This window comes from uncultured Novosphingobium sp., from assembly GCF_964277725.1.
GTDB lineage: Bacteria > Pseudomonadota > Alphaproteobacteria > Sphingomonadales > Sphingomonadaceae > Novosphingobium > Novosphingobium fluoreni.
Genome location: NZ_CAXYKL010000217.1, coordinates 1 through 6,286, shown reverse-complemented (window position 1 = coordinate 6,286; position 6,286 = coordinate 1). Strand labels below are relative to the sequence as shown.

8 protein-coding genes are annotated in these 6,286 nt (G+C 61.9%); 3 read left to right on the top strand and 5 right to left on the bottom strand.

The window, feature by feature from the left end; translation table 11 throughout:
- From ACHWRX_RS12485 to ACHWRX_RS12475, 3 genes are all read right to left on the bottom strand, one after another.
- A partial coding sequence (locus ACHWRX_RS12485) for a hypothetical protein (protein WP_394659429.1) occupies positions 1 to 1,259 on the bottom strand: 1,259 nt, incomplete at its 3' end.
- A gap of 119 nt (positions 1,260 to 1,378) precedes the next feature.
- Positions 1,379 to 1,987, bottom strand: coding sequence for a GTP cyclohydrolase I FolE (folE, locus tag ACHWRX_RS12480; protein WP_288484381.1), 609 nt, complete (start codon positions 1,985 to 1,987; stop codon positions 1,379 to 1,381).
- A complete protein-coding gene (locus ACHWRX_RS12475; RefSeq protein ID WP_394659428.1) occupies positions 1,984 to 3,525 on the bottom strand; it encodes a phospholipase D-like domain-containing protein in 1,542 nt (513 codons plus the stop codon). The genes folE and ACHWRX_RS12475 overlap by 4 nt, the downstream gene beginning before the upstream one ends.
- Positions 3,526 to 3,809: 284 nt before the next feature.
- On the opposite strand from ACHWRX_RS12475, the gene ACHWRX_RS12470 reads away from it, so the two are divergent.
- A complete protein-coding gene (locus tag ACHWRX_RS12470) occupies positions 3,810 to 4,445 on the top strand; it encodes a hypothetical protein (RefSeq protein WP_183617399.1) in 636 nt (211 codons plus the stop codon).
- A 76-nt stretch (positions 4,446 to 4,521) separates the two neighbouring features.
- On the opposite strand, the gene ACHWRX_RS12465 is transcribed toward ACHWRX_RS12470, so the two are convergent.
- A complete protein-coding gene (locus ACHWRX_RS12465; RefSeq protein ID WP_394659427.1) occupies positions 4,522 to 4,929 on the bottom strand; it encodes a (deoxy)nucleoside triphosphate pyrophosphohydrolase in 408 nt (135 codons plus the stop codon).
- Between the two features lies 1 nt (position 4,930).
- On the opposite strand from ACHWRX_RS12465, the gene ACHWRX_RS12460 reads away from it, so the two are divergent.
- Positions 4,931 to 5,218, top strand: a complete 288-nt coding sequence (locus ACHWRX_RS12460) for a Flp family type IVb pilin (RefSeq protein WP_394659426.1) — start codon at positions 4,931 to 4,933, stop codon at positions 5,216 to 5,218.
- Positions 5,219 to 5,318: 100 nt separating this feature from the next.
- Positions 5,319 to 5,489, top strand: a complete 171-nt coding sequence (locus ACHWRX_RS12455) for a Flp family type IVb pilin (RefSeq protein WP_183617396.1) — start codon at positions 5,319 to 5,321, stop codon at positions 5,487 to 5,489.
- A gap of 72 nt (positions 5,490 to 5,561) precedes the next feature.
- Here ACHWRX_RS12455 and ACHWRX_RS12450 read toward each other — a convergent pair.
- Positions 5,562 to 6,286 (bottom strand): LysM peptidoglycan-binding domain-containing protein (locus tag ACHWRX_RS12450; RefSeq protein WP_394659425.1); only part of this gene is annotated, 725 nt, incomplete at its 5' end.

Below are 6,286 nucleotides of genomic sequence, written 5' to 3'. Positions count from 1 at the left end.
AGACGATAGCTGCCGTCCAGCATCGCACCATAGCGCTGCCATTCCTCATCCGTGTAGCGATAGTATCGGCCATCCAGCGAAACCCGCCAGCGCGGATAGCCAGCGTCGATCAAAACGCCCGCGAATTCCGGCTCGGTGACGATAGTGCCGGCAGCATCGGTTTGCGCCAGCCGCGCTACCGCTGTCATCGGCAGATTATCCGAGAAACGGGTGGGGCGGATGGCGGGTGCTAGTACCGCTACGGCAGCGACGCCGAGCGCTGGCAGCCATGAGGCTCGACCAAATTTCTCCGGAGTCCGCCCGCGCCCGGCGATGACCGGGATCGTCGCCACCGCCCAGAACAGGACGAACCGGTAGGCGCTGATCGTCAACACCAGCAACGCCAGCATCACTGCCAGATCAGGCCAGGAGACGGCCCGCCGATCGCGCCACGCCACAAAGGCCGCCACCAGCGTCGCCAGCAGGATCGGCACTGCGTTCTCGCGGTTCGCTTCTATCCACAAGGGCAGCCATTCACTCGCCCCAACCGCAATGCTGGCCTGCGCATTGCGCGCCGATACCGCCAGGATACCCACTCCATCCGGCGTCGCGAACACGCTGAGTGCAGCGATCGGTACAAGCATTGTCGCTGCCAGCGGGCGTGGCTGCGTCTTGTCTCGGAGCCAAACCGCCCAGCCGGCCATGGCATGGGCGGCCAAAGCGACTATCCCGATACTGACCGAAGGGTGGAGGTTCTGCCACGCGACCAGCAGGATGGTGCCCAGCATCACTGTTTGCCAGGCGCGTAATTCCAGCTTCAGCAGAGCCAGCAGCAAGCCAAAGCACAAAGCCCCGAAGCTCTGCGGCCGGATGCTGGCAGCAGGTAAGGCGGCGCCAAAGGCCAGCAACAACGCGGGAGTGAGCGGCATCGCCCTTGCGCCCGAACGACGGCAGGCTGCGGCCACAGCCCAGAAGCCACCACACCAGCACAACGCATCGAACAGACGAAGCCCCGTCCAACCCCAAGCCTGACGAACAGCCGCGAAGGCCGCCTGCCCCAACCAGGCAACCGCGTTCAACGGCTCTCCCAGATGGGTCACCGCAAACGGCTCTTGAGACACCGGCGCACGGGCAGCGAGGATCATCTCTCCCAGCTTCAACTGCCAGAAGATATCGACATCCCAGACTTCCCGCCACAGCAGGACGCCCAGCATTAGCGCGGGCACGATCGCCAGCAGCCAGCCGCGGCGCGCCGAGACCGCGTTACGCCTTTGCGCCATCTGCCCGCCCCGGTTTCAAGAATCGTCCTTCATGCGCTTGCCTTGCACGCAAGATCGCCGACGTTTCCAGCCCTTCCCGCGCCGGTCCGCTCAAAAACCTGGGGGATGCCAGCCGGTCTTCAGTAACCCATCAGCTTCAGAACTTCGGTGCGGCTACGCTCATCGTCCAGGAACGTGCCCATCATCCGGCTGGTGATCATGCTGACGCCTGGCGTCCGCACGCCGCGCGCCGTCATGCAGGCGTGGCTCGCCTCGATCACCACGGCGACACCCAGCGGCTTCAGGTTCTCCCAGATGCATTGCGCCACTTCGGCCGTCAGGCGTTCCTGGATCTGCAACCGCCGCGCGTAGCCATGCAGCACGCGCGCCAGCTTGGAGATGCCGACGACGTGATCGCGCGGCAGATAGGCGATCGCCGCCTTGCCGATGATCGGCGCCATGTGGTGTTCGCAGTGCGACTGGAACGGAATGTCCTTCAGCAGGACGACTTCGTTGTAGCCGCCCACTTCCTCGAACACGCGTTCCAGATGGATGGCGGGATCGTCGGCATAGCCCTGGCAGTATTCTTTCCACGCACGGGCGACACGCTTGGGCGTATCGAGCAGACCTTCGCGGTTCGGATCGTCGCCCGACCAACGAATGAGCGTGCGGATAGCGTCTTGCACATCCTCGGGAACGGCGGGCTTTCCGGTGGGCTTATCTTCATCGGGTCCGACCAGACTGCTCATGCTGTTTCCCTTCGTGTGAACTTATTCTTTACCCGCGATAACGTCCGGCGCAATCCGGGCTTTCGCAATAATCCGCGCCTCCGAAATAAGCCGCGCTTTTCGATCGGTTCAAAAACGTCGCTGGGGCGCTCGGGATCAAGCAGCGCACTGTCAGCCAGCGCGCGTTCCGCCTCGTTCAACTCTGGCAATTCCAAAGGGCGCACATGCTTGCCGGTGCGCGGCAGGGCCAGAAGCATAGCCGCCATGGAGCCGTGCCTTTCCAACAGTGGCCCCACGTCATCCTCTGGGATGCCGGCATGTTCGGCGATCAGGGAGTGGCGCAGGCCGATGATCTTGGGGCCGACATCGCGATTGGCGGGGCGGGTAACGTCAATGAAGACATCACATTCGCTATCGAGACCCATAGAGCGGTTGTTCATGTTGGCAGAGCCGATGCGCAAGATCTCATCGTCGATAATCGTGAGCTTGGCATGCACGTAGATGGGGTCGCCACCGGTAGTATAGGGCACGAATATGTGGAACCGGCCAGCATGGTCCACCTCCTGCACCGCGCGAACCAGCCGGGCGCGCGCCGAATCCATCGCCACTTGTTCCAGCCAGCCATCGGCGGTGATCGGATTGACCATGCAGAATTCTGGCGGATCGGGCTCAGCCAGGCGCTGGCAGATCGCTTCGGCGATGCGGCGGGAAGCGAAGTATTGCGTCTCGGCATAGATGAAGCGCTTTGCCCGGCCGATCTGTTCGACGAACAGGTTCTCGATCTCGGACACCTGGGGGCAATCGCCCCACTCCGCGCGCGTGCGGGCGATGCCGATCTCGACATTCTCGAACTCGGCCTGAAGGCGATCGGGCCATGGGCTTTCCTCTTGGGGTTTGCACGGCGCCAGCTCTTCCCCGCCCGCCACTTTCCAGCGATCGCGACCCAGCTCGCCCAGGGCCAGCGCGACGTCGCCCTCCATCATCATCGTCGCATCGTGCCACGGACCATAGTTTCGCCCGGTCGGCCGCTTGCGTCGCTTATCATCGTGGACGTGTTCGCGAGTGTCCCAGCGGTCTGACGTCATGTCGATACCGCCGCACACCGCCACGCGATCATCCAACACGACGATCTTCTGGTGATGGCTACAGCCCACCGGATGGGCCGAATCGAACTTGAAATCGATCGAAGGGTTTCGGGCCCAGCGCAGGAGGTCGATCACCATGGTGCCGCGGAACATCGACTTGATCAGCGCGACATTCCATTTCAGCAGTCTGATCTCCAGCTCCGGTGTTCGACGAGCGAGCCACAGCATGAAGGACCCCAGACGCGCCGGAAAGCGATGCCGCTTGCCGATCGTCCACCACCGTCGACCGGCGGAGAGCAGGATGCGTGTGTCAAAGTCCCAGCCGATCATGAAAACCCGCTGCCGCGTGCTGCGCATGGCGTCGCGCATCAGCTCGAAATAGTCCGCTGCATCAATCACGACGTGCGCGCGAGTGGCCATGGCGTAGCGCCATACCGTTGGCGACGAACCCTCATCTTCGTTTGCTTCGCTCATACCCACCCGTCCTCCTAACTCGCTCAAAGCCATTGGTGGCGGCAATGTTCCCTTTGCAGAGGCGGCACAGACCCTCGGGGCAAGTTGGCAATCCGTATGAATTCCTCACCTCCCCGCATCTCAGCCACAGTACAACGCGCTGTTCATGTTGCCTCAAGGCGGTGACTTTAAGTCTGCAGGTAATCCGCACCAATAATGGTGTGACCGCGTTGAAGTCTCGGCGGAACGACCTGAGACCATCCGCGTTATTCGATGCAAGTTTCAGAGTTACCAAGGAGACCGTAATGAAGAAATCACTTATCGCAGCCGCTCTGGCAGCTTCGGCCATGGTGCCCATGTCGGCCTTCGCTCAAGCGGCGTCTGCTCCGGCTGCGGCCGCTCCGGCTGCTACCGCTGCGCCTACAGTGGGTGCGAAGGTTTATGATACCGCTGGCGCCGAAGTCGGGACCGTTGAAAAGGTCGATGGCGCGAACGCAGTCGTCTTCACCGGCACGAAGCGCGCCACCCTGCCCGGCACCGCCTTTGCGAAGAACGACAAGGGCCTCGTGATCGCGATGACGCAGGCACAGCTAAATGCCGCCGTCACCGCTGCCGAAAGTAAGACGGCCGGCGCGATGGACGCGGCGCTGGTGGCCGATGCCCCGATCAAGAGCAAGGACGGCGTTGCAGTCGGCACCGTGCAAAAGGTAGAAGGTGATAATGTGACGGTCGCGCTAACCGACGGCAATCCGGTGACCATCACCAAGCAATACCTGACCGTGGGCGCCAACAATGCCCTGACGCTGACCATGAACGCGACCGAGTTCAAGTCCGCCGTGACGGCTGCCACCCAGAGCGCTGCCACGGCGCCGGCCAGCGCCGATGCTTCGGCCAACACCACCGCCAAGGCGGGTGCCACGCCGGACGCAACGGAAAACTAAGCGATCTATATTCGCTGACATGAAGGGCCGGGGTGCGTGGCGCATCCCAGCCCTTTTTCGTGTCTGACGGAACTGGCTAGATAAAGCCGCTTTGCAGCATCTGGTTCAGGCGCTCTGCGAGCGGATAGTCTAGCGGCGGCATTGCCAACGTGCCGATCATGGCGGGCTTCATCCACGCCAATTGCGCCGCTGCCAAAGGCTTCGGCTCGCCGTCCCAGATACGGCAACAGAACAACAGGATCGTGATCGAGCGACCGGCATTCCCGGCCGCGCCAGTGGCGAACGTCACGGGCGTGAGATTCTCGGGCCTCACGATCAGGTCCAATTCCTCTGCAATTTCGCGAACCAGGGCGGCTTCGAAGCTCTCACCCGATTCGAGCTTGCCGCCGGGAAACTCCCATAGTCCGCCGTGCGCATCGGCTTCCGGCCGCTGCTGAAAGAGAACTTTGCCCTCGGCATTAAGTAAAGAGACTGCGGCGACCATAATGGTCGGCCGCCGGATCTCGGCCGCTTCGCAACTACTTAACGGAGTCTTCACGTTAGGGTGTCACCTTGAGGCAAATTGGGGAAGTTTTGAGGCGGCAATGCGAATAGGGTTGTATTTGAAAGCCTTGCTGCACGACAGCCGTGGCACATCTGCAGTGGAATATGGCCTGATCTTGGGAATCGTGGTGCTGGGCATCTTTCTGGCCGTAAGCGGCGTGGCCAGCGAAACCCTTAAGATGTGGTCGTACGTCGAAGCTAAAGCCGCCAAAGCGCACCAGGGCAATTAAACATATTTTCAGTTTTCTCCCGTAGTCACCAAGTTGTCCGGGGGGCGAGCGCTTAACGGACCGGGTAAGTTAGAGACGTTCACATCCCAGGAGATTGCACATGAAGTTCCTCAACAAGTTCCGCCGCGACGAAAAGGGTGCCACCGCTATCGAGTACGGCCTGATCGCCGCTCTGATCGCCGTCGCCGCCATCACCGCGATGTCGGGCCTTGGTTCTTCGCTGACCTCGACCTTCAACAAGACCTCGTCGACGCTGCAGGCGAAGAACTGAGCCTCAGCTTAGTCTGACAAGATCTAGGGCGGCAGGGAAACCTGCCGCCCTTTTTCGTGCGCGTTACTGCAATCAGTACGTGACGAGCTTCACCTTTTGGCCCGGCGTCAATCGGGCATCCTGCTGCAAGCCGTTCAGCACCAGGAAGCGGTCCAACGGCGCATCGGTGTAAGCCATGCGCGACGATAGCGATCGCACGGTATCGCCCGCTTTCACGCTCACCACCGACAGCCGGCGTGGCTTCACCGATCCGGCTTGCGCCGCCGTGATCCGCCGCATCGAGCGGAACATGGTGTTGAACGCGCCCGCGCCGCCCGCCTGGGTGATCGTGACGAAGTGGTACGCCTTGCCATTCCCAAAATCGTAGGCAAACACAGCGACATCCATGGTGCCGCTATTGGTCTGCGCCGTCGCCACGCCATAGCGCGCGGGAAGGCCGTTCACGGTGGTGCTTTCCAGAGATTCAGGCCTGACGCCGGGCTGGCCCGATCCGGTAAGACCCGCAAAGACATTGGCGACATAGGTATCCAGATTGCCGTTGAAGCTGGCGGAAGAGAACTCCGCCTTGCCGGATTGGCCCGTAATCGAAACCGACTTCGCGCCGTTGACCAGATAGAAGCCCTCAGGCGCGTCGAACGCCAGGCGCAATTCGGGGTGTGTGAACTTGCGCCCATCGACGATGCCCTGGCGCGGATCATCGTCGTAGGTCAGGCCGTCTATGCCTGCCAGGAACTTGTCCCGGTTGGTCGTGCCAGTGGCGTTGGCTCCGGCCTGAACCAGCGCATCGCGGACGCGGG

What these genes read in the sequence shown, in the direction of transcription:
- folE (WP_288484381.1), bottom strand. Translation starts at nt 1,987, where the DNA reads ATGAGCAGTCTGGTCGGACCCGATGAAGATAAGCCCACCGGAAAGCCC.
- ACHWRX_RS12475 (WP_394659428.1), bottom strand. Translation starts at nt 3,525, where the DNA reads ATGAGCGAAGCAAACGAAGATGAGGGTTCGTCGCCAACGGTATGGCGC.
- ACHWRX_RS12470 (WP_183617399.1), top strand. Translation starts at nt 3,810, where the DNA reads ATGAAGAAATCACTTATCGCAGCCGCTCTGGCAGCTTCGGCCATGGTG.
- ACHWRX_RS12465 (WP_394659427.1), bottom strand. Translation starts at nt 4,929, where the DNA reads ATGGTCGCCGCAGTCTCTTTACTTAATGCCGAGGGCAAAGTTCTCTTT.
- ACHWRX_RS12460 (WP_394659426.1), top strand. Translation starts at nt 4,931, where the DNA reads ATGGTCGGCCGCCGGATCTCGGCCGCTTCGCAACTACTTAACGGAGTC.
- ACHWRX_RS12455 (WP_183617396.1), top strand. Translation starts at nt 5,319, where the DNA reads ATGAAGTTCCTCAACAAGTTCCGCCGCGACGAAAAGGGTGCCACCGCT.